We start from the raw sequence: 20,168 nt of genomic DNA on the forward strand, positions 1-20,168 counted from the left end.
TCTTTTATGTACGATAAATCGTAAAAATCGCTTTATTTTGGTCTTCCTGATCAAGCGCCAAACCGAACATCAAGTCTTTTTCTTTTAACGTTCTATTCAGTGCATCAACAATTTTATACAGATCCGGGCTTTGCTGGATCTTCACCGTAGATAAAACCTCAATTTTGCTTTCCATTCTGGAATTCCTCCTCAGCCTCTACAATATTTGTAACTTATATACCCAACCGTTAAGGTTAAACTAATTTTACAAAGAAATAATTCTCAGTAACAGTATAACAGCAGAAATGATCAACTGGTATTAAAACAATACAAATTTTCTTCTGGTCCACCACGTCATGCTGCGCCATAAGCGCAGCTTTTTCGTTTCCTGCCTTTTCAAAAGGCAGGAACTTAGCTGAGTTACAATAATTAGCCGCCAAAAATTAATTGCCTTCACAAAATCTTCCCTGGGAATTTTTCATGAAGGTTCATTTTCTGTTTATTTGAACTCCTCATCCGGGAAAATCGTGAATAGCTCATAATTAACGTCTGTAAATTTGATGGTGACCGTACCGTGCTTTCTTGTATAATATACATCAACCCAGGCATCATTTAACAGCCGAAACAGATCTGAATCATGTTTTATGGATGGTCTATAAAAAAGAATAGCGATCTGGGGATCCAGATGTTTAATCATCTCTTCTGATATAGAGCCATTCCCTCCAAACGCAGGAAGTTTAACAATATTAACATTTGATAACTCTTTTTTCATAAGAAATTCTTTGGCTTCCGGACTTGTCGAGTTCATAAACAATACCCGATGTCTTTGGAATATAAAAGAAATATCCATTCCTTCACCCAGGTCACTGCCTTCGTATAAAACTTCTGCATGTAATCCCGGAAAAAGCTGCTGCTTCGCATTTTGTTTCCAGGCATGACAATCGAGATCACTTATTCCTTTTTCAGACTTCAGTTCTGAAAGGGCAGATTCATTCGCTATAATTTCCCTTACCCCAAAGTTTTTAATAAGCCATTTAAGGCTTGCCTTATTATATAATTCTTCATCTGTCAGGATGACTGCTGAAATCTGATTAACGCCATATAATTCAAGAAGCTTTCTTAATTCACCCTCAGTTCCCTGCCCACCGGTGTTAATGAGGATTTTTTCGTCATTTCCATGATGAATTAAGGCAGACTCGCCATCCGATAGAGAAAAAAACGTAATAGCCAATTCATCACTTTTTAGTTTTAGGTCAATGCTTTCCACTTTAACAGGAACTGCCGGTGAATCTTTCGGTATGTAATACCAATTCGCAAACAGCAGCATAAAGGCGAACAGCACGTTCATCTTTCCATCCTCCTACATTGAAACAAAAGCAGACTGAGGGTTTATTTAAAAGGCTCTTTTCAAAGATTGTTGTTTTTGGTTAATGAATTTAGCCCGTTGATTTCCGCTCCAGGCACGCAGCGAACCCGCGGGGAGGAATGCGAGCCTCCTCGGCTTCGCCTGCGGGGTCTCACACTTCCCTCTCCTCCCGCAGGACATTGAATAAGCTTCCTAGATTGAACACCGCACGAAGGAAATGCGTCAGCATTTTCGAGGATCAAGTGTCCACAGCGAAGATCAACTCAGCAAATTAACTAAGTTATGAAAAAGCTACATATCACAAATAGCCATTTAAAATTAAAACCCAACAAATTTATAATGTGTTAATCATCTAAATTTATCCTGCATTACAGACCTTTGTTCATCATAAAGGAATGAAAGTGAAAATACACAAAACGTTTATAGCCAATTATTTATCAAATCAACAATTTCTTCAATATGGCTTTTCTCGACAGGAATGGGCGGAATGGAATCCAGGAATGCTTTCCCATATCTTGCGGTGATGATTCTCCGGTCAAATATCACGATGACTCCCCTGTCGGAACTTGTTCTGATTAATCTCCCTACACCCTGCTTAAAGCGGATAATTGCCTCGGGCAATGAGTATTCGGAAAACGGGTTTTTTCCTTTATTGGCAATTTGCTCATTTTTTGCCTGTGCCATTGGTTCATCAGGCGGTGAAAAAGGCAGTCTTACAATAACAAGACAGGAAAGATCCTCACCCGGGATATCCACACCTTCCCAAAAGCTGCTTGTCCCTAAGAGGATGGCTTTATCAAAACGCTGGAAATTTCTCGTTAGCCTTGACCTGCTCCCGCTTGTCACACCCTGGGCGATGATAGCATAGTCCTCCAGAAATCCTGATTCCTTAATAAGCTCATGGGTTTTCCTTAACATTTCATGCGAAGTGAAAAGAATCAGCATTCTTCCCTTTGCTGCTTCCGCAATGGAAATAATATGCTCGGTTATGGAGGCCACATACTCCTCGAGCGGTACTGCATTAACTTCAGGCAAATCATCAGAAACCACTAGTTTAACCTGATTCTGATAATCAAAAGGAGATTGAATCTGCTTTAGAGTGCATTGCTGTTCCTCCAGACCTAATTCTTTTACGATAAAACTAAAGGAATTTTTTACAGATAAAGTGGCAGATGTAATGACCGCACTTTCCTTTCGGCTGAAGAATTGATCTTTAAGGTATTCAGAAACCGATACTGGCTGTGCATAAACCGTTGTGGCATTTTGTGCTGCGCGTGTATCCATTTCTACCCATACAACAAATTCGGAGGCCGGCAAATGAAAGATATGCTCTAAGTCTTCTTTCATATCCCGCAAATCATCCAAAATAGAAGCCACTTCCTCCATTAATGCCTTTTCCTCAAGAGACAGGACCGATTTAATTGCTGAAACTGCGCATACACGACTGTCTATCGCCTGGATTAAATCCTTAAGCATAAATCCAAAACGTTCGGCACCCGCTAATACAGCCTTCGTTTCCTTATTGGCAGTACTATTATTAAATCTTACTGAAATTCGATTTACGCTTTTTTTGGCTTTATTGTACTTCTTAGCATAAATCGCTATTATTCTGAACAATTCATCCATTTCATGAAGAATATCAGCTATTAATTGGTTGACTTCAAAAGAATGCATGAAATCATCCCGTGTCCCTGCTTTCTCTTCCACCAGCTTCTCAAGCTTATAATAGAGCTGTTTCTGTTCCATCATTCCAATTTGTCCAAGCATCAGCCGCACTGATAAATAATCCAGCTTGTTTCCGAAATGTTTCCCGGAAGCCTTAACAAAATGATGCCCTTCATCGATCACCACATGGCTGAATTCCGGCAAAATAGCAGTACTTGCTGTAAGATCCGTTAATAGCAGTGAATGATTCGTAATAATGATATCTGCCTTTTGTGCTTCCTTTCTTGCCCTCAAATAAAAATCTCTCGATATCCACGACTTATCCTGCAAAAAAGCTGTTTCATCATTCTTTATTCTGCTCCAGTAAATCATCCCGCCGCTTGACAGGTTTAATTCATCAATATCACCAGTGTCAGTCTCCAGAAGCCATACAAGAATCTGCATTTTGCTGAGGATTGTATCATAATTATCTTCATCATCTCTTAGTGTTTGAACGAACCTCGCGAGGCTGATATAGTGGCTTCTCCCCTTCAGCAATACAGTACTAAGCGGGAATGACAGCATTTTTTGCAGCAGAGGAACATCCTTTGAAAGCAGCTGCTCCTGCAGCTGTGTTGTATATGTACTGATAATGACAGTTCTGCCGCTCTCCTTTGCATGTAAAGCCGCCGGAACAAGGTATGCCAGGGATTTACCAACACCAGTTCCTGCCTCTATTAATGCATGCTGTTTATTTTTGAAGGCTTCATAAACCGAATCCATCATGATAAACTGGCCTTGCCTTTTTTCATAGGACGGGAAAGCTTTAACGAACAACGCCTGTTTTTCCTCTTCACGGAAAGGAAAGGCCTGAAGTCCGGATCCTGCAGATTCCTGTGGTTCTGTTCCTTTTTTTAAAGCAATACCTCTGTGAACTTCAATATCATCTGCCAATTGCTCAATCTTGCTTTCATTAATTAAAATGTGCTCGTCCAATAATATATCCAGATCACTTTTTAAGCCTCCAGACAGCTTATGCAGCCGTTCTATGGTGGTATGAGGAAGGTTATTAAGCTTGTTTAACAATATTAACAGGAGCTCAGCGGTAACATATGCATCGCTGTCAGCCTGATGGGGGCGTTCATGATCAAGGCCTTCCCTGAGTGCGAGATCCGATAATTTGTAGCTATCTGCAGTGGGAAAAAGAATTCTGGCCATCTCCACTGTATCAAGAACAGGACCGTAAAACCCGTTATATCCCGCTTCAATCAATTCTTCCTGTAAAAAGGACAAATCAAATAAAACATTGTGAGCCACAAAATAGGCACCCTCGAGCAAAGTCAGGACTTTAGGGGCAATCTCCGAGAAAAGCGGGGCATTCTCTACCATTTCATCTGACAAACCTGTCAGTTCTTCTATGAAAGGGGGAATGGATTGCTCCGGGTTTATAAGGGAGGAATACTGCTCTGTAATTATTCCGTTTTCGATCACCACAGCAGCGAATTGTATTATTTTATCGCCTTTTTTCGGGGCGTTACCGGTTGTTTCCAAATCCACTACAACATATTTATTACCCATGGCTAACACCTCTATATTCAGTCATTCAAAAGGTATCATAAAAACGGAAAAAGAAAAAGGCAAATCCTTTTTCTCTTTATTTTCTTCCACCTGCTTAGGTCCCTTATTCACTGACTATTATAAAAAAGAGCCGAAGCTCCTTAAGAGTTCCGCTCTAGTTAAAATACATTATAGCACTGTACTTTCAGGCTCTGCATGTATCATGTCAGCGATGCGATTGCTGCTGTCCATTATGGCTACCTTTGGTTCATGATAAGGCACCTTGTCATCCGGAACAAGAGCATAAGAAATGATAATGACAATATCGCCTTCCTGAACAAGACGTGCAGCTGCACCATTCACGCAGATTACTCCGCTGCCTCTTTCCCCTGGGATAATATAGGTTTCAAATCTAGCACCATTGTTATTATTAACGATTTGAACCTTTTCATTAGGTGCCATTCCTACCGCTTCAATAATGTCCGTATCAATTGTGATGCTGCCAACATAATTCAGATTGGCTTCTGTTACTGTTGCACGATGGATCTTGCCATTCATCATGGTGCGAAACATGCTGCCTTCCTCCCTTAGCTTTCTTTTTTCACTGATATTATTGCGTTATCTATTAAACGGGCCTTTTTGAATTTAACGGCCATAGCGATAATGATTTTCTCTTCCAAACAGGAAAGCAGTTTAAGATCTGGATAGGATAGAATCTCAATATAATCTATTTCTCCGCTTGTGTTTTTTTTAATAAATTCCCTGATTCTCCGGAGAATCCTCGCTGGATCGTATTCCCCTTCAGCTATTAGAGTCTCCGCCATTATAAGACTTTTATAGAGAGCAGATGCCTGATCGCGTTCTGCCGGCAGAAGATGCACGTTCCGTGAGCTCTTAGCAAGACCATCTTCTTCCCTGACGGTCTGAACAGGGATAATCTCCACTGGAATATTAAGATCTCTTACAAGCCCGTCAACGACAGCCACCTGCTGGGCATCCTTCATCCCAAAATACACTTTATCCGGCTGAACAATGTTGAACAGTTTTATCAGAACTGTGGCAACACCATCAAAATGGCCGGGCCGTGATTTTCCGCATAAAACATCTGTCCGCTCCTGTACCTTAGCCGTTACCGACAGTGCTGCAGGATACATATCTTCTGCTGAAGGAAAAAAAAGATAATCGCAGCCCTCTTTCTCTGCAAGGCTGCTGTCACGCTCTAAATCCCTTGGGTATGTCGCTAAATCTTCTTTAGGTCCAAATTGCAGCGGATTGACAAAGATGCTGACCACTGTAACATCGTTTTCTTTCCTGGCATTCTGTAATAATGAAAGATGGCCTTCATGCAAATAGCCCATTGTGGGGACAAACCCGATTGTTTTTCCTTCCCTCTTAAGCTGTAAAGCAATCCTTTGCATTTCTCTTATATCAGTAATCGTTCTCATGCTTTTCCTCCATACAGACTCAGCAGCTCTTCCTCTTTCATCCTGAAAGAATGGGAATCATCAGGAAATGCTCCATTCTTCACTTCATCGGAATATTTAGTAAGGCTGTCGCCGATAATCGGATTCAGATTTTCATACTGTTTCACGAACTTTGGAACACGATCTACACCGTATCCTAATACATCATGGTACACAAGGACCTGTCCATCTGTATCCTTGCCGGCTCCGATTCCAATGACTGGAATCGTTAATTCTTCCGTGATCTGCCTTGCCAGCTGTTTTGGAACACACTCAAGGACAAGAGCAAAGGCTCCGGCTCTCTCACATTCCCTGGCATCATCAATCAGCTTTCTGGCTGCTTCAGCGTTTTTCCCCTGGACCTTATAGCCTCCAAGGACCCCCACGGATTGTGGTGTCAGGCCGAGATGGGCAACAACAGGAATGCCTGCTTTTGTTAACGCACCAATTTGTTGTGCGACTTCATCACCGCCTTCAAGCTTAACAGCATGTGCACCTGTCTCCTGAATGAGCCTTGCCCCATTTAACAGTGTATCTTTTACGGACAAATGATAGCTCATAAACGGCATGTCAATCACAATGAATGTATGTTGTGCCCCTCGTTTAACAGCTTTTCCGTGATGAATCATATCCTCCATCGTAACAGGAACGGTTGAATCATAGCCCAGCACTACCATCCCAAGCGAATCCCCAACAAGTATCATGTCCACATTGGCTTTTTCAGCCTGTTTGGCAGCAGGGAAATCATAGGCGGTCAGCATGACAATTTTCTCATCATTTTCCTTCATTTTTAAAAAGTCTGTTGTTTGCTTCATCATTCGTCCTCCTTATGCAGGAAGAGGCAATAAAACTATAATGAGTTATAAAGACAGAACATTAAAAAAATCCTTCTGTCGGCAGAAGGATTTTACATTAGCTCATATATCAGTTCATCCCTCTGTCCCGGTCCATTTTTCGGATCTAGGCAGATATATTATATTTGCGTTTCCTTAAGAAAGGTGCAGTTCTGTTAAGGATACTGCCCATAAAAAGTATATCAAAAAGGCAATTGAGTTGGCTATAAAAAATTTCAGGCCGGCATTCTATACATCCAGCTCAATGTCTGCAGAATATACGTGATGGACTTTCCCGCTGCTGTCTTCAATCATCAGGACCCCATCCTCGGTTATTCCAAGGGCCTTGCCATATATGCTTCCGGTAATCGTCCTTGCAGTAAGATTTTTGCCAATGCTGACCGCATAACTTTCCCATAAAAGCTTAATCGGATAAAAGCCCTTCTCTAAATAAAGTTTATACAGACTTTCCAGTTTGCCAAGCAGGATCTTAATCAGCTCAGCTCTTGAAAGTTTTTCGCCTTTTTCAATGGATAATGAAGTGGCAATTTCTTTAAGTTCATCGGGATAATCATCAAGCTGCTGGTTAACATTGATGCCAATTCCTATGATAATAGAAATAATCCGGTCCGCATCCGCCTGCAGTTCTGTCAGAATTCCTGTAACCTTCTTCCCGTTCATCAAAATATCATTTGGCCATTTAATTTGCGGTGTTAAATCGGTCAGCTCTTCAATTGCCTGTACAACAGCCACTGCTGTAATCAGCGTAAGCTGCGGAGCTTTCGGAGGTGGAATGTTCGGTCTTAGAATAACACTCATCCATATGCCTGTTGATTTTGGGGAGTGCCATCTCCTGTCCATTCTCCCCCTGCCTGAAAGCTGTTCTTCCGCAATGACCACCGTTCCTTCCTGCGCACCCTCGTATGCAAGGCGATGGGCAATCTTCTGAGTTGAATCAACACTTTCTTCATGATGGATCTGGCGTCCAAGGGTTTCAGTCTGCAGACCAAGCCTGATTTCATCAGGGGTAACTTTTTCAGGTGTTTTTGTTATCCGATAACCTTTTCTTCTGACCGCTTCCAATTCAAAGCCTTCTTTCCTCAGCTCTTCAATATGCTTCCATACAGCCGTTCTTGAACATCCAATCAGGTCAGCTAAATACTGGCCTGAAAGAAATTCCTCATTGCTTTTCGTAAAAGCATCAATCAATTTGTTCCTGATTTCTGATTGCACTTTATGAGCCACTCCCTTATGGATTCATCACTATTACTCACTTCGCCGCGCAAGACTGCTTTTTCGGTTTTTTCAAGCTCCGCTTTAATCCAGGGACCAGGAGGTTTGCCAAACCAATCCATCAGCTGATCTCCAGTAAGCTGAAGGTCGCTTCTTTCTTTAATCGGCAGAGAATTATATTGACTCAGCAGGCTGTCTGTTCCCCTGCTTGAGTCCTCATGCAAGATTACGTTGCGGACCCGTTCCGCGTTCAGGGACTTGTCCCCTGCCTGATAAAGGGAATAGGCCTCCCACTGGTTTTCGGCCCTGTACCGGATCCAGCTGATAATCGACACTATCTTTTTTGTTCTCTTTACAGGCAGTTTCCAGTTCTTCAGAAAAGCTTCAGCCTGTGACTCGTCCAACTTAAAGATATACGCAAGAAAGGCCCACATTTCATCTCCTGTCAGATCTGCTGCATTATAATTTTCTGCTTCTTTTAATTCCTGTTGGAAGCCTGACATTTTTGGCAGATAATTAGACAATCCTGTTTCCGCAATGACCTTAAGAGCTTTCATCCTGCCGGTTCCCGCTAATAGCTTTTCGAACTCTGCCAGCTTTCTTTCCACTGCTATGTTTTCAAGTAAATGTGACAGGGATGCCAAAGCATCATAAGTGTTTTTATCAATCTCAAATGCCAGCTGGCTGAAAAAGCGGACTGCTCTCATCATTCGAAGGGCATCTTCAGTAAATCTCTCAGCCGGGTTGCCTACAGTGCAAATTTTTTTCCCCTCTATAGCGCCCCTGCCGTTAAAAGGATCGATAAGCAGCCCTTCTTTATCCATGGCAATCGCGTTCATCGTAAAATCTCTTCTTTTCAAATCCTCTTCCAGTGATCTGATAAATTGCACTTCTGAAGGCCGCCGAAAATCCAGGTATTCAGCCTCTGTTCGGAAGGTTGTAATTTCATAGGGTATGCCATGATATAGAACCACCACAGTGCCATGTTCAATACCCACATCAAGTGTTCTCGAGAATATGTTTTTTACTTCTTCCGGGGTAGCCGAAGTAGCAATATCGACGTCTGCAATTTCTTTTCCAAGTATATAATCCCTGACAGAGCCTCCTACAAAATAGGCCTCAAAACCTGCAGCCTCTAACTTCTCGAGCACAGGAACTGCCTTTGCAAAAGCTTCATTCATCAAAGGTCACCTTTTTCCAAAAGTTCATAATAAAACTCTTCATATTGAATGACAATGCGGCCGGCACTGAACCTGTCTTTTGCAAGCGAAATGGATTGTGAAGAAAACCTGTCAAGCAGTTTCTCATCAGTAAGCAATTTAATTGCTTTTAGCGAGATATCAGTTATATCACCCAATGTGCAAATATAGCCGGTCTCACCATCGCTGATTACTTCGGGAATTCCACCGACATCTGTACCGATGCATGGCACTCCGCATGCCATTGCCTCAAGAGCAACAAGTCCAAAGCTTTCCTTTTCCGATAATAAAAGCATTAAATCACTGATGCTGTAAAGCTCCTCCACATTGTCCTGCTTTCCCAAAAACAAAACCTTGTCTTTAAGCTTCAGGTCATTCACCAGTCTGCATATAACGCTCATTTCCGGTCCATCTCCTACTAACAGCAGCTTCGAAGGAACTTCTGCAGAAATTTTTGAAAAGGCCTTCACAACATCCGGCACCCGCTTTACACTGCGGAAATTAGATACATGGATGATCACCTTTTCACCAGCGTTTATGCCATATTCTTCTTTTAGATAAAGAGAATCGGTTTTCCTGTATATTCTTTCATCTATAAAGTTATAAACAGCTCTTATGGACTTATCAGGTTTGATCAGGTCATAAGTTTGTGATATTAAAGCTTTGGAAACAGCTGTAACTCCATCAGACTTTTCGATTCCAAAACGTATCGCATCTGTAAGGGATGGGTCGTACCCGAGAACTGTAATATCTGTTCCATGAAGGGTGGTAACAATCTTAATGTCTGTACCGCTCATCTGCTTTGCCAGAATCGCGCAGACTGCATGAGGAATCGCATAATGCACATGCAGCAGATCAAGTCCCTCGCGTTTTATCACTTCCGCCATTTTACTTGCCAGCGCGATATCGTAAGGAGCATATTGAAATACGGAGTATTGATTGACATCCACCTGATGATAAAAAATATTGGGGTACATCCTTTTCAGTCTAAAAGGGAGGCTTGATGAAATAAAATGTATTTCATGGCCTTTTTCGGCAAGCATCTTCCCTAATTCTGTTGCTACAACACCTGAACCTCCCACCGTGGGATAGCAGGTGATACCTATTTTTAATTTTTTTCTCATATTTCTCCACCGAATATATCCATATTTACCAGTAAGGGATTCTTCACTTTAAAGCCCTCTGCATATTGCACCCCTGCCTGTTTTCCAAATAAGCTTTCCCTCGCTGCAACAGTTTCAATATAACCGTTGACAAGCGGTGTATCAAATGAACCTGGGCTTCTTGTAAATTGACTTTGATAGGACTCGAGACCTGCAATTTTTTTATCCATAAATGAAGAGATATCGATCAGGAAGTCAGGCTTATGGAAGCCGTTTATCATGTAAAAGTGCAGGCTTTTCACCTTATGCGGAGCAAAATTGCCGCCTGTTTCATATTTCTTGATTCCGGCCGAAAAGACGGCTTCTTCCACCAGGCGGGCACAATGCCCGTGGTCTGGATGCCTGTCCTCCATATATGGCGCAAACACAAGGGCAGGTCTATATTTGCGGATCATTTCAGCGATCTTTTTTATGTATTCCTGGTTATAAAATAAGCCCCTGTCCGGCAGATTAAGAGTCTCCCGGACACTAACCCCCAGAATGCATGCTGCTTTCATCGATTCTTCTATACGGATTTCAACTGTCCCATTGGAAGAAAGCTCTGCCCGTGTTAAGTCGCATATTCCAATCTTTTTTCCGATAGAGGCAAATTTGGCAATTGTGCCGCCCATGCCGATTTCAACATCATCAGCATGCGCGCCAAATGCCAGTATATCAAGGTTATCCGGGTTCATTCATGTCACCTTTTTCACTTACGATATTTCTCCAAGATAAATCATTGCGTTCAAGGCCTTTAATAATAATTTCAGCTGTGCCCATATTGGTCGCGAGCGGCACAGCATATACGTCACAGAGACGCACCAAAGCTGAGACATCCGGCTCATGGGGCTGAACAGTCAGAGGATCTCTGAAGAAAAATACAACATCCATTTTATTGTTGGCAATTAAAGCACCAATTTCCTGGTCCCCGCCAAGAGGTCCTGACTGAAAACGGTGAATGGAAAGGCCAGATTCTTTCATGATGCGGGAACCGGTCGTTCCGGTAGCATAAAGGGTATGTTCGGCAAGAATGGATTTATAGGCGATCGCAAACCTTACAATATCATCCTTTTTCTTATCATGGGCTATTAAGGCAATATTCATGTCGGCACCCCTCTCTAATCAATAATATTTTCGAGACCGTAAACGAGTGTATCAATTTTCAAAACCGTATCAACAGCAAGTTTTACTCCTGACATAAAAGAAGCTCTATTATATGAGTCATGACGGATCGTCAATGTCTGGCCCTCAGAGCCGAACATTACCTGCTGATGAGCAATCAGGCCAGGCAGGCGTACAGAATGTATATGCATGCCATCGAAATTTGCGCCTCTGGCACCAGGAATCGTTTCCTTCTCCTCCGGGTGCCCCTGCTCCTTTTTCGTTCTTACATCAGCAATCATCTCCGCTGTTTTAACTGCAGTACCAGATGGAGCATCCAATTTCTGGTCATGGTGCAGCTCAATAATTTCCACATCATTAAAATATCTTCCTGCCAATTGGGAGAATTTCATCATTAATACAGCACCAAGTGCAAAGTTTGGGGCAATAATGCAGCCAATGCCTTTTTCATGGCAAAGTTCTTCAAGCTCTTTCAGATTATCCTTCGAAAAGCCTGTTGTTCCAACAACTGGCCTTACACCATATTCCAGGGCAGTTTTTGTATGGAACATTCCTACTTCCGGAGTTGTCAAATCGATCAGAACGTCGGGACTTAGCTCCTGAAAGGCTAGGGCCAGATCTGTGTATACCGGAACATGGCCAAATTGTGAGAAGCCTTCAAAATCGCTAAGAAAGCCACCGCCATTTTTATGATCGATCACAGCAGCTAACTCATAGTTCTCTGTTCGATTAACAAGATGGACGGCTTCGCTTCCCATCCTCCCCCGCGGTCCCGCAATAATAACTTTAACTTTATCCATTGTCCTCTCTCCTTCTACTCTTCAATTCTTGTCCATCTGTCTTTATCGCGTGTGCTGAATTTTTCCATGACGCGATTGTGCGCTTCTTCTAAGTCAATATTTAAGGAATTAGCAAAGCATATTAGAACAAAGAGCATATCTCCAAGCTCTTCCTCGATAGCCTTTTCTTCCTCTGTGGATTTTTTTGGTTTTTCACCATAGTGATGGTTTACTTCCCTGGATAGTTCCCCAAGTTCCTCGGTCATCCTTGCAAGCATCGCCAATGGGCTGAAATAACCTTCTTTAAATTGGCTTATGTATTTGTCAACGTCTGTTTGCATTTCTTTCATTGTTTTTGGATTCTCCATACTTTCACCTCTGTTTCTATTACATGTTTTATATACGAGATTTCCACTTTTCATGTTAAGCTATAGCTCAGCCATTTTACAAATATTTTTTATCATTGCTTATAGATGATCAGTCAGCCGCTTCTTGTCCTTTGATGTTATTGCTCTTATAATCTGTATCTTATATAATTAGATACGCTTTGGTATTGTGATATTCAGGCAGCGGAGGGATAATATGTTTTATGGATTAAAATTTAAGAATATTTTTTTCATTTTGCTAGGTTCGGCCATTTTTTCTTGGGGCCTTGTTCACTTTAATATGCAAAATAACTTGGCCGAAGGCGGTTTCACCGGTATTACCCTGCTTTTATACTTCCTTTTCGAGTGGGACCCTTCCTATACTAACCTTCTGCTAAATATACCTCTTTTCTTTATTGGATGGAAACTTCTGGGCAGGTATGTTTTTCTTTATACCATCATCGGAACGGTCGGTGTGTCCCTATTCCTATGGATTTTTCAGCGGTACCAGATTGAAATGCCATTAAAAGAGGATCTGACTCTTGCTTCCTTATTCGCGGGTGTTTTTATCGGGATCGGCCTTGGCACAATTTTCAGGTTTGGAGGCACAACAGGCGGAGTTGATATAATTGCCAGACTTGTACATAAATATGCCGGAGTCAGCATGGGAAAGACAATGTTCATTTTTGACTTTTTTGTGATTGCCCTTTCATTAATTACATATTTGAACTACAGGGAAGCCATGTATACCCTGGTTGCTGTTTTTGTGGGTGCAAAAGTAATAGATTTCATGCAGGAAGGGGCTTATGCAGCAAGGGGGGCCATGATCATATCAGAACAAAACGATGCAATTGCCGATAAAATCATGAAAGAAATGGATCGAGGCGTTACAGTATTAAAAGGCCATGGTTCCTTCACCAAAAAAGAGCGGGAAGTATTATATTGTGTTGTCGGCCGAAATGAAATTGTCCGTTTAAAAAATGCGATTACTTCTGTTGATCCCCATGCATTTGTTTCTGTCACAGCTGTACATGATGTGCTGGGGGAAGGCTTTACTTTGGATGAAAATAAAAAGCCGGTTGAACGCTAAAAATTAATGTGATGTCCCAGGGACATCACTTTTTTTCATTAAAAAAGCCGGCATTGCCGGCTTTTACTCAGATCTGGTCATTCCTGTGTAAATAAGAATTAAACGCAGCAATTCCAGCACAGCCACGGCTGCTGCCGCCACATATGTCAAAGCAGCTGCATTTAAAACTTTCTTAGTCTCTCTTTCTTCATCGTTTCTGATAATTCCAAGGGATACTACCTGATCCATCGCACGATTGGAAGCATTGAACTCTACCGGAAGTGTGATCACCTGAAAAACCACTGCAGCTGCCATGAAGATAATTCCAAGCAGCACCATACCGCTCAACCCAGCAAAAAAACCGATCATGATCAGAATCCAGGAGAAGTTGGAACCAAGATTCGCAACAGGTACGAGTGCATGGCGGAAACGCAGAAAAGCGTAATCCTGATTATCCTGAATAGCATGGCCAACTTCATGGGCTGCAATTGCAGCAGCAGCCACAGAATGGCCATGATAATTTGTTGCTGAAAGTCTGACTGTCTTGGATCGCGGATCATAGTGATCTGTTAGATGCCCCCTTGTTTCTTCAACGCCAACTTTATATAGACCATTCTCATCCAGAATTCTTCTGGCTACTTCAGCACCCCTCATTTGAGTGGATGAAGGAACTTTTGAATATTTGCTGTAAGCTCCCTTTACTTTCATTTGTGCCCAAAGCGGAACAAGAATAATTATTGCAAAATAAATGAGATATCCTCCCATTCTGTTACCTCCCATTAAGCTGTTCATGGTGAATTTTAACCGCTGGCCTGCGAATGCCCAGCATACAAGTCACTCTGCCTATCTCTTCCCTTTTCTCTTCATTACAAAACAGGAAAAGACTCTCTTTTTTTGTAAGGCTCTTTTTGTATAAAATATTGTTTTTCGCCAACAATATCGGCCGTTGATTTCCGCTCCAGGCTGCTAAGCGAACCGCGGGGCGGGCGGTGTGCCTCCTCGACGCTCCGCGTCTGCGAGGTCTCACCTGTCCCGCTACTCCCGCAGGACGTTAAATAAGCGCCCTTGAGTAAACACCGCACGAAGAAAATGCGAATGCATTTTCGAGGATCTCGCACCTTCCGCTCCAATCAACTCAGTAATAATATACAAAAAGCAATAAACCTTGCGAAAACAGCTCTTTGTATTTAGGATCGATTTTTTTGTCTTGCCCTGTCTCCCTTATATTTTCTCCATCCTACGTAAGATAATGTAATGATGATTATGCTCCCGGTTGAGATGATCACCCACCAGAGGGATGGATCCGTTTCATCCTCTGTCATTTCATCAAAGATCGTCTGCAGATCATTTTCCAATGCAGCAAGTTCCTGCTGGCTTGCCTGCTGGGAAAGCACCTGCGGCCGATAATGATCGATAAAATTTATGCGTGCGTTCAGTTTTTGTACCTTTTCTGCATCCACATCAATCTTCAGACTGGGATAAATAACCTCATATAAAGACAAAAAGGAATTCAAACGTGAATGGAAGTTCTCGTTATTGCCGCTGTAAGCCGCTTCCTTTACCTCACCAAACACTGACATGATCGGCTTCTCCATTTCAGTCCATAAAGGCTGATATTTGGAGGAAATCGCATCCATTACGAGGCGGAATTTTGTTGCATGATTCAGCCGTTCTTCATGGCTCATGGATGTATTTACCGCAGCTTGTACAGCATCATCATGAGAGACGGTAATAATCCGCAGTTCGTCCATTGTAAATGGCCTATCCTTGCCGTTTACAGCAACGAATTGCTCGGAGAAATACTCCAAAAGCTTCTTGGCATCCTCATACCTGTGAAGCTTAACCATCTGTAAGGCTTCATTAGATAATTGATCTAATTTATCTATTTTTGTTGTCTTATCTGCAGACACCATTCCAGGCAATAACATAATAATGAATAAGAATGCGATTACTTTTCGCCTCATCAAACTTGTCCCCCCTCAAATTACTATTAGATAAATATGAAAAGAGGGACAAGGTTAGACCAGAAAATAATTTTGGAAGCCAGGTTATTTCTTTAAAAAAGGCTCTTTTCGTATATAATGTTGTTTTTCATCAATATTGCCCGTTGATTACCGCTCCAGGCTGCTCAGCGAAACGCGGGGCAGGCGGTGAGCCTCCTCGACGCTCCGCGACTGCGGGGTCTCACCTGTCCCGTTACTCCCGCTGGACGTTGAATAGGCTCCCCCGAGAAACACCGCACGAAGAAAATGCGATAGCATTTTCGAGGATCTCGCACCTTCCGCTCCAATCAACCAGTAAATAAGATACAAAAAAGCAACAAACCTTGCGAAAACAGCCTAAAAAAAGACCCAAAACACTCAATGGTTTGGATCATGGGAATCAGAGCACTATTTCACTATATCCAGACTAAACCGATTCTTTCTTAGGACGAAGTAATACGCGGTTCCTAGTGAGAAAATGCTGAGCCAGAATGTAAAATAGCCGATTTGCGGTGTGTAAAGATTTAAAATAGGATAGCGGGGTAGCATGAAAAAGACATAATCAATTACATCATTGTGTAAAGTCCAGATACCCGTAATGACTAGATGCCATGTTTTGAAGCGATAGAAAGGTGCGTAAAGAACACCCTGGACTGCCATTGCACCATGGGAGAAGATTAGCATGAGAGCAACAGGATCCAATTCACCTGTAACCTCAAATACCAGCAAATTCATAACTACGGCCCATATACCGTATTTAATAAGGGTTACAATTGCTAAAGCTTCCATTAATGGCCAATTTTTGCCCATTAGAAAGGCAATCAGCACAAACATAAAAAACAGGCTCGCTGTAGGGCTGTCGGGTACGAATGGCAAGAAAATAGCCGGTGTATCTACCAGCTGCCACTTATACCATATATAGCCATAGATGGTGCCTGCTGTGTTAATAATCAGAAGCAGTATCAGCATAGCTCTGCTGCCTAATAAAGGATAGATCCATTTCATGTTTTTTCTCCTTTTCTCTATGTACACGATTATTTCATTATTTTACCACATCAAACTCCTGTAAAAAAACGAACAATTTTTAGGCAAAAAAAAGAAGCTGGCAAAGCCAGCTCCTTTTAAATTATTTGCTTTCAAGGCCAGAAATGAATTCAGCAAGCTTTTGAAGTTCTTCATCAGAGCCTTTGAACATTCCTGCAGGCATAGCGCCTTTACCGTTTTTAGCAATGTCAGCAACTTCTTCAGGTGTTAACCCAGTGTCAACAAGTGCAGGTGAACCTGCACCACCCTGAAGATCTCCTCCGTGGCAGGAAATACAGCCGTTTGCTTCAAAAATCTTGTAGCCTTCGTCTTCTTTATCAAACTCTACTTCAGCCACAATCTTACCTTGCTGTGCAGCCGCTTCCCAGTCATGGTGGGCAACTGATTCCCAAGTCAGATAAGTGATGCCGGCTAGAGCCAATAGCATAAAGCCGGTTGCTAAAGGACGCTTGGACGGACGGCGTTCAGGTCCGCGGTCAATGAATGGTGCAAGCAGCAATGCTCCGAATGCAAGACCCGGAATAATGAAAGCACCGATTGCATTATAAGGTCCGGATGCATAGCTGTATTTCAGAAGCTGGTACAAGAACAGGAAGTACCAGTCTGGCAGCGGAATATAAGCTGTATCACTTGGATCAGCAATTTTTTCTAACGGCGGCTCATGCGCAATTGTCAAGCATAGGAAACCGATGAGGAATACAGCCCCTACCATCCATTCCTTTAACAGGAAGTTTGGCCAGAATGCTTCTGTTTTTCCTGGATATTCCGAATAGTCTTTCGGAATATTCGGTTTGCGTTCTGCAGGAACACGAGAGTCACCTACGAATTTCATACCTTTACCACGATGCATTGGGCGATTTCCCCTCCTTTTGCAATGATCAAAAAATTATTTCTTACAACGGTCCTGAAATACCCTGCTTACGAATCATAATAAAGTGGGCAGCCATTAACCCGAATAATGCAGCCGGTAAGAAGAATACATGGATAGCAAAGAATCGGGTGATCGTCTGCGCGCCGACAATATCAGAATGTCCTGCAATAAGTATTTTCAGATATTCTCCAATCAGCGGAGTTGATTCTACGATCTGGATTGTTACTTTTGTAGCGAAAAGGGCTTTCATATCCCAAGGCAATAAGTAACCAGTCAGTCCAAGTGCAAGCATAATGAAGAAAATAAGCACTCCGACAACCCAGTTTAATTCACGGGGCTTCTTATAAGCTCCCTGGAAGAAAACACGTAACGTATGTAGGAACATCATTACGATTACCAAACTTGCTCCCCAGTGGTGCATTCCGCGGACAATCTGCCCGAATGCAACATGGTTTTGAAGATAATACACGGATTCCCATGCATTTTTGATATCCGGAACATAGTACATTGTCAGGAACATACCGGATAAGATTTGAATTACAGTAACGAAGAACGTCAGACCGCCAAAACAGTAAACGAATGCAGAGAAATGATGTGCAGGGTTTACATGCTCAGGCACTTCATGGTCAGCAATATCCCGCCAGATCGGCGTAATATCTAAACGCTCATCTACCCAATCATAAATTTTGTTTAACAATTATTACGCCTCCTTTCGCGGTTCAGCCTTGCCTAAATACAAGAAGCCATCTTTTTCTTTGTAAGGAAATACATCAAGTGATGCAACCGGCGGTGTACCTGGAACGTTTGTCCCATCCTTTGTATAAAGGCCGCCATGGCAAGGGCAATAGAAATGATCAGGGTTTGACTTGTCAGTATTCCAGTCAACTACGCACCCTAAATGCTTACATACTGGAGACAATGCAACAATTTCACCTTTATCATCCTTATAAACCCAAGCAGTGCCGGTAACTTCGGATGTGTACCATGCATCCTGCTGCTCGTAAGTGTAATCAACCCTTGTCGGCTTTTCGGTAATTTCAGCCACTTTTTGCTTTGTTGGAATAAAATCACTTTCACCAGCTGCCTGCAATACAGGATCAACCGCAAAACGGACCATCGGCATAAGCATGCCTGCTGCCATGAAACCGCCTACACCAGTAAGTGTATAGTTCAGGAATTGACGTCTAGAAACTCGATTTTTGCTCATACTTTTCCCCCCTCTATTATGAAGTTAAGTCCAACGGACAAAATTCAACACAATATAAAACTAGGACATAACAATGATATATCAATCTTTATGCAAGGTCAATATAATCCTTTGGCGAAACATGTAAATAGAGCGACTTAACATTCACACTATTCACCATTTTGCCACTTTTGCACAAAAAGATTCAGCAGCTGTTTCACCTGGTCATCCAGAATGGAATTCCGATAATTCTCATCCATATGCTCAAGAGGCAGGGATGGCAGCCAAATTAAGCCTCCTTGCAGCCGGTCTTCGAACGTTTTCCACATGCTGTCCGAAGTTAATAGGAAAATATGCTTAAATCCCTGTGCCTTCAATTCTGATTCCCATTGGCCCAGGCCGCTGATCATGCTCTCTTCTGATGCCGGTTTCAGATAGGCATATCCAGGCAGCATGATAAGGCGTCCTCTGAATTGCCTTTCAAGCTGCACACTTAGAAGTGATATAAATTCTGTCATCGCTACAGACTGCTTGATATCATCGCCAAATGATACAGGAAGGAGCGGCAGAACAGCAGTGTCTACATATTGCTTTTCTTTTAGGAACATGTCGATATCCTGTGATATCCATTTCATATCATTCACTCCATTACATATATTTGCCTTCCTTAATATATCATTAATGCTTAGAGTGCTTCAAATCAGAGAATGCAGGCAAAATAAAAGCCCTGCTTTTATAAAAGCAAGGCTTAAGTAGTTTCTAATCTATTCAGCTGCTGAGTTAGAACGTTAAAAGCTTTTTTATCCTGCTTATCCAATGCTTCATCAATGAGCTCAAGGAGTTTCTCTCTTCTGAACTTTTCCAGGCTTTCTGTCAGGAACCTTTCGGCGATCAGCCGATCCTTTTCGTTTATCTGAAGTGTCTTTGGCATAAAGGGATTTTCCTCCATGACCGCTGCATACTGATGAGCCTTATTTGAAGCATGGAAATTAAGCTGGATATAAATCTCTTCATCCCTGTTTAAGCGGATATCATGGAAGGACTTCTCCGCATCTGTGGTCATTACATTCTCTTTGTAAAAACGGAAAGGAACTTCATCCACACAATGGGTCGACATGATGAGGCCTCTTGGGCAATACTGTGCCTGCTCCACAAAATGCACCTTTTCCATAAGCTGGTCATGACTCATCAAATAATTGAGAATCCAAACACATTCTCTTCTTTTGAGCTGATAATGGTTTAAAAACCAGCGGATAAAATCTTTCTTCTCGTTGACAGATACAGGGGTCGCCATTTTTGATTCCCTCCTCTGCTTACAGACAAATTTGGTCTTA

At 42.2% G+C, this 20,168-nt stretch carries 22 protein-coding genes; 1 reads left to right on the forward strand and 21 read right to left on the reverse strand.

Annotated elements, in window-relative coordinates:
- Positions 1-4: 4 nt before the first annotated feature.
- The 13 genes from NAF01_RS17410 to NAF01_RS17470 form a co-directional block, all read right to left on the reverse strand.
- Positions 5-175, reverse strand: coding sequence for a YpmA family protein (locus NAF01_RS17410; protein ID WP_009332715.1), 171 nt, complete (start codon positions 173-175; stop codon positions 5-7).
- A gap of 303 nt (positions 176-478) precedes the next feature.
- Positions 479-1,327, reverse strand: coding sequence for a ComEC/Rec2 family competence protein (locus NAF01_RS17415; protein ID WP_197247642.1), 849 nt, complete (start codon positions 1,325-1,327; stop codon positions 479-481).
- A gap of 438 nt (positions 1,328-1,765) precedes the next feature.
- Positions 1,766-4,567 carry an ATP-dependent DNA helicase DinG gene (gene dinG, locus NAF01_RS17420; protein WP_222497906.1) on the reverse strand — a complete coding sequence of 934 codons (2,802 nt, stop codon included), beginning with the start codon at positions 4,565-4,567 and terminating at the stop codon, positions 1,766-1,768.
- 168 nt (positions 4,568-4,735) lie between these two features.
- Entirely contained in the window at positions 4,736-5,119 is a 384-nt protein-coding gene (gene panD, locus NAF01_RS17425) for an aspartate 1-decarboxylase (protein ID WP_048008317.1), read from the reverse strand.
- A gap of 14 nt (positions 5,120-5,133) precedes the next feature.
- A complete protein-coding gene (gene panC, locus NAF01_RS17430) occupies positions 5,134-5,991 on the reverse strand; it encodes a pantoate--beta-alanine ligase (RefSeq protein ID WP_250800906.1) in 858 nt (285 codons plus the stop codon).
- The gene (panB, locus tag NAF01_RS17435; RefSeq protein WP_048008315.1) at positions 5,988-6,824 is read right to left on the reverse strand and encodes a 3-methyl-2-oxobutanoate hydroxymethyltransferase; all 837 of its coding nucleotides are present in this window, start codon (positions 6,822-6,824) and stop codon (positions 5,988-5,990) included. Before panB ends, panC begins: the two co-directional genes overlap by 4 nt.
- A gap of 267 nt (positions 6,825-7,091) precedes the next feature.
- Entirely contained in the window at positions 7,092-8,075 is a 984-nt protein-coding gene (locus tag NAF01_RS17440; protein ID WP_163141875.1) for a biotin--[acetyl-CoA-carboxylase] ligase, read from the reverse strand.
- Positions 8,048-9,256: a CCA tRNA nucleotidyltransferase gene (locus NAF01_RS17445; RefSeq protein WP_048008313.1), complete on the reverse strand. Its 1,209-nt coding sequence runs from the start codon at positions 9,254-9,256 to the stop codon at positions 8,048-8,050. The genes NAF01_RS17440 and NAF01_RS17445 overlap by 28 nt, the downstream gene beginning before the upstream one ends.
- Positions 9,256-10,398, reverse strand: a complete 1,143-nt coding sequence (gene bshA / locus NAF01_RS17450; protein ID WP_197247636.1) for an N-acetyl-alpha-D-glucosaminyl L-malate synthase BshA — start codon at positions 10,396-10,398, stop codon at positions 9,256-9,258. The genes NAF01_RS17445 and bshA overlap by 1 nt, the downstream gene beginning before the upstream one ends.
- A complete protein-coding gene (gene bshB1, locus NAF01_RS17455) occupies positions 10,395-11,111 on the reverse strand; it encodes a bacillithiol biosynthesis deacetylase BshB1 (RefSeq protein ID WP_250800908.1) in 717 nt (238 codons plus the stop codon). Before bshB1 ends, bshA begins: the two co-directional genes overlap by 4 nt.
- Positions 11,098-11,520: a methylglyoxal synthase gene (gene mgsA / locus NAF01_RS17460; protein WP_048008310.1), complete on the reverse strand. Its 423-nt coding sequence runs from the start codon at positions 11,518-11,520 to the stop codon at positions 11,098-11,100. Before mgsA ends, bshB1 begins: the two co-directional genes overlap by 14 nt.
- A gap of 14 nt (positions 11,521-11,534) precedes the next feature.
- Positions 11,535-12,338, reverse strand: a complete 804-nt coding sequence (gene dapB, locus NAF01_RS17465; RefSeq protein WP_197247632.1) for a 4-hydroxy-tetrahydrodipicolinate reductase — start codon at positions 12,336-12,338, stop codon at positions 11,535-11,537.
- A gap of 14 nt (positions 12,339-12,352) precedes the next feature.
- A complete protein-coding gene (locus NAF01_RS17470) occupies positions 12,353-12,685 on the reverse strand; it encodes a nucleotide pyrophosphohydrolase (RefSeq protein WP_048008308.1) in 333 nt (110 codons plus the stop codon).
- A 214-nt stretch (positions 12,686-12,899) separates the two neighbouring features.
- On the opposite strand from NAF01_RS17470, the gene NAF01_RS17475 reads away from it, so the two are divergent.
- Entirely contained in the window at positions 12,900-13,772 is an 873-nt protein-coding gene (locus NAF01_RS17475) for a YitT family protein (protein WP_048008307.1), read from the forward strand.
- Positions 13,773-13,835: 63 nt separating this feature from the next.
- Here the strand turns inward: NAF01_RS17475 and NAF01_RS17480 are convergent, their stop codons facing one another.
- From NAF01_RS17480 to NAF01_RS17515, 8 genes are all read right to left on the reverse strand, one after another.
- Positions 13,836-14,516, reverse strand: coding sequence for a zinc metallopeptidase (locus tag NAF01_RS17480; protein WP_048008306.1), 681 nt, complete (start codon positions 14,514-14,516; stop codon positions 13,836-13,838).
- A gap of 422 nt (positions 14,517-14,938) precedes the next feature.
- Complete coding sequence (gene ypjB, locus NAF01_RS17485) at positions 14,939-15,715, reverse strand: sporulation protein YpjB (RefSeq protein ID WP_048008305.1); 777 nt, start codon at positions 15,713-15,715, stop codon at positions 14,939-14,941.
- Positions 15,716-16,141: 426 nt separating this feature from the next.
- Positions 16,142-16,738, reverse strand: a complete 597-nt coding sequence (locus NAF01_RS17490) for a lipoprotein heptaprenylglyceryl N-acetyltransferase LhaT (RefSeq protein WP_048008304.1) — start codon at positions 16,736-16,738, stop codon at positions 16,142-16,144.
- A 121-nt stretch (positions 16,739-16,859) separates the two neighbouring features.
- A complete protein-coding gene (locus tag NAF01_RS17495) occupies positions 16,860-17,627 on the reverse strand; it encodes a menaquinol-cytochrome c reductase cytochrome b/c subunit (protein ID WP_048008303.1) in 768 nt (255 codons plus the stop codon).
- A 43-nt stretch (positions 17,628-17,670) separates the two neighbouring features.
- Positions 17,671-18,345: a menaquinol-cytochrome c reductase cytochrome b subunit gene (gene qcrB, locus NAF01_RS17500; RefSeq protein WP_035330156.1), complete on the reverse strand. Its 675-nt coding sequence runs from the start codon at positions 18,343-18,345 to the stop codon at positions 17,671-17,673.
- A gap of 3 nt (positions 18,346-18,348) precedes the next feature.
- Positions 18,349-18,855, reverse strand: a complete 507-nt coding sequence (locus tag NAF01_RS17505; protein ID WP_048008301.1) for a Rieske (2Fe-2S) protein — start codon at positions 18,853-18,855, stop codon at positions 18,349-18,351.
- 149 nt (positions 18,856-19,004) lie between these two features.
- Positions 19,005-19,469: a YpiF family protein gene (locus tag NAF01_RS17510; protein ID WP_163141860.1), complete on the reverse strand. Its 465-nt coding sequence runs from the start codon at positions 19,467-19,469 to the stop codon at positions 19,005-19,007.
- 113 nt (positions 19,470-19,582) lie between these two features.
- A complete protein-coding gene (locus NAF01_RS17515) occupies positions 19,583-20,128 on the reverse strand; it encodes a ReoY family proteolytic degradation factor (protein ID WP_048008181.1) in 546 nt (181 codons plus the stop codon).
- Between the last annotated feature and the right edge of the window lie 40 nt (positions 20,129-20,168).

Origin of the sequence: Cytobacillus firmus (assembly GCF_023657595.1) — a bacterium.
Classification (GTDB): Bacteria; Bacillota; Bacilli; order Bacillales; family Cytobacillaceae; genus Cytobacillus; species Cytobacillus firmus_B.

Bases quoted from the DNA above. Each gene is read 5' to 3' on its own strand.
- NAF01_RS17510 (WP_163141860.1), bottom strand. From the start codon at position 19,469: ATGAAATGGATATCACAGGATATCGACATGTTCCTAAAAGAAAAGCAA.
- bshA (WP_197247636.1), bottom strand. From the start codon at position 10,398: ATGAGAAAAAAATTAAAAATAGGTATCACCTGCTATCCCACGGTGGGA.
- NAF01_RS17445 (WP_048008313.1), bottom strand. From the start codon at position 9,256: ATGAATGAAGCTTTTGCAAAGGCAGTTCCTGTGCTCGAGAAGTTAGAG.
- NAF01_RS17505 (WP_048008301.1), bottom strand. From the start codon at position 18,855: ATGAGCAAAAATCGAGTTTCTAGACGTCAATTCCTGAACTATACACTT.
- NAF01_RS17475 (WP_048008307.1), top strand. From the start codon at position 12,900: ATGTTTTATGGATTAAAATTTAAGAATATTTTTTTCATTTTGCTAGGT.
- NAF01_RS17515 (WP_048008181.1), bottom strand. From the start codon at position 20,128: ATGGCGACCCCTGTATCTGTCAACGAGAAGAAAGATTTTATCCGCTGG.
- dinG (WP_222497906.1), bottom strand. From the start codon at position 4,567: ATGGGTAATAAATATGTTGTAGTGGATTTGGAAACAACCGGTAACGCC.
- bshB1 (WP_250800908.1), bottom strand. From the start codon at position 11,111: ATGAACCCGGATAACCTTGATATACTGGCATTTGGCGCGCATGCTGAT.
- ypjB (WP_048008305.1), bottom strand. From the start codon at position 15,715: ATGAGGCGAAAAGTAATCGCATTCTTATTCATTATTATGTTATTGCCT.
- NAF01_RS17490 (WP_048008304.1), bottom strand. From the start codon at position 16,738: ATGAAATGGATCTATCCTTTATTAGGCAGCAGAGCTATGCTGATACTG.
- NAF01_RS17495 (WP_048008303.1), bottom strand. From the start codon at position 17,627: ATGCATCGTGGTAAAGGTATGAAATTCGTAGGTGACTCTCGTGTTCCT.
- NAF01_RS17415 (WP_197247642.1), bottom strand. From the start codon at position 1,327: ATGAACGTGCTGTTCGCCTTTATGCTGCTGTTTGCGAATTGGTATTAC.
- NAF01_RS17470 (WP_048008308.1), bottom strand. From the start codon at position 12,685: ATGGAGAATCCAAAAACAATGAAAGAAATGCAAACAGACGTTGACAAA.
- dapB (WP_197247632.1), bottom strand. From the start codon at position 12,338: ATGGATAAAGTTAAAGTTATTATTGCGGGACCGCGGGGGAGGATGGGA.
- panC (WP_250800906.1), bottom strand. From the start codon at position 5,991: ATGAGAACGATTACTGATATAAGAGAAATGCAAAGGATTGCTTTACAG.
- NAF01_RS17410 (WP_009332715.1), bottom strand. From the start codon at position 175: ATGGAAAGCAAAATTGAGGTTTTATCTACGGTGAAGATCCAGCAAAGC.
- mgsA (WP_048008310.1), bottom strand. From the start codon at position 11,520: ATGAATATTGCCTTAATAGCCCATGATAAGAAAAAGGATGATATTGTA.
- panD (WP_048008317.1), bottom strand. From the start codon at position 5,119: ATGTTTCGCACCATGATGAATGGCAAGATCCATCGTGCAACAGTAACA.
- NAF01_RS17480 (WP_048008306.1), bottom strand. From the start codon at position 14,516: ATGGGAGGATATCTCATTTATTTTGCAATAATTATTCTTGTTCCGCTT.
- panB (WP_048008315.1), bottom strand. From the start codon at position 6,824: ATGAAGCAAACAACAGACTTTTTAAAAATGAAGGAAAATGATGAGAAA.